Genomic DNA, 1131 nt, shown 5'->3' with positions numbered 1-1131 from the left:
GTACTGCCCATGCCGACATCATCTTCCCCGCCACGATCACCRCCGAACGTGAAGACATCGGCGCGGGCGGCAATGACCCTTTCCTGGTGGCGATGGAGCCTTTGGCAGCCCCCTTTGGCGAGGCGCGTGACGATCATGCGATCCTGTCCGAACTGGCCCAGCGCTTGGGTGTAGGCGCGCAGTTCACCGAAGCGCTGGATGCAAAGGGCTGGCTACGCCGGCTCTATGCGCCGACGCAACAGGCTTTGGCGGCGCAGGGGCTGGAGGCGCCGGATTACGCAGCGTTTCGGCAAGGCATGGTCCTACCCCTGCCCTTGCGCGGTGGCGCGGGCGAGATCCGCCGCTTTCACCTTGATCCCGACCGCTTTCCGCTCGGCACGCCTTCGGGGCGGATCGAGATCTATTCGGAAAAGGTGGCGGCCTCAGGTCTGCCCGGCCATCCGGCCTGGCTGCCCTCGGTCGAATGGCTGGGCGCGGCCCTTGCCGCCCGCCATCCCTTCCAACTGGTGGCTAATCAACCGGCTGGGCGGTTGCACAGCCAACTGGATTTCGGCGCAACCAGCATGGCCGCCAAGGTGGATGGCCGCGAGGTGGCCCGGCTGAACCCGCAGGACGCCGCAGATCTGGGGATCAGGGCGGGTGACACGCTCCGCCTGTGGAACGATCGGGGCGGGGTTCTGGCCGTGGCCGCACCCTCCGGGGCCGTCCGTCCCGGCGTGATCCAGCTTTCGACGGGGGCCTGGTATGCGCCGGTCGATTTGCCGGGTCTGGGGCCGCATTGCGTGAACGGCAATCCCAATGCGGTGACATCAGACCGTGGCGCCTCAGGGTTGAGCCAGGGCTCTGCGGGGCAACTGACGCTCGTCTCGGTCGAACGGTTTCAGAACGCGCCCCCGGTGGTGCCGCATGGGGCGATTCTTCCGCGCCCTTCCGCAGGAACACGTTGACGGATCGGCCGAATCAAAATCACGACCAATTTGATAGATAAAAGACTGCGCATGCTGTCCCGCGGAACAGGACGACACGGACAATCCCCTATTTATCGATCTACAAAATAGACAATACGAACCGGTCCGTCTATCTTTGACCCATCGAAACCGCTTGAAGCTTGCGAGGGTTTCGACACCGGAC

General features: G+C 64.5%; 1 protein-coding gene. It reads left to right on the top strand.

Annotated elements, in window-relative coordinates; all coding sequences use genetic code 11:
- The coding region (locus AC1DVR_RS23455; RefSeq protein ID WP_478003036.1) for a molybdopterin dinucleotide binding domain-containing protein at window positions 1-947 on the top strand (947 nt) is incomplete at its 5' end.
- Window positions 948-1131 lie beyond the last annotated feature (184 nt).

Source organism: Rhodobacter sp. P2_H5, from assembly GCF_056403335.1.
This window is presented reverse-complemented; position numbering and strand designations above follow the sequence as displayed.